Genomic DNA, 353 nt, shown 5'->3' on the forward strand with positions numbered 1-353 from the left:
AATTGCCCATACTTAATCCCATTCCCCTTGCTCTCCGCTAAACAATAAAAGCATTGCTTTGAAATTACCACCCCATTGTAATTTCATTTTACTCCCTTTCCCCCTTTTTTGTCCACTCATCCATCGAAAAAAAAATTCCCCCCAAGGGTGCAAAAAAAATTTTTTTTGCACCCTTTGTCCACAGCCCCTTTCGTCACCTGCAATTCATAGTTGATGCCCGGTTCTCCGGCGGCCACATCAATAACATCGAGTCCCCATTCGGGGATGTATGGACTCAATCCCATTCCCCTTGCTCTCCGCTAAACAATAAAAGCATTGCTTTGAAATTACCACCCCATTATAATTTCATTTTA

General features: G+C 42.2%; 1 protein-coding gene. It reads right to left on the reverse strand.

Features of this window, described 5'->3' with window-relative positions:
* Positions 1 to 116: 116 nt before the first annotated feature.
* Positions 117 to 284, reverse strand: a complete 168-nt coding sequence (locus AC0QH1_RS31125) for a hypothetical protein (protein ID WP_324635324.1) — start codon at positions 282 to 284, stop codon at positions 117 to 119.
* Positions 285 to 353 lie beyond the last annotated feature (69 nt).

It is taken from the genome of Phormidium sp. CCY1219, from assembly GCF_055795085.1.

Coding starts and splice junctions, on each gene's coding strand:
- AC0QH1_RS31125 (WP_324635324.1), bottom strand. CDS start 284: ATGGGATTGAGTCCATACATCCCCGAATGGGGACTCGATGTTATTGAT.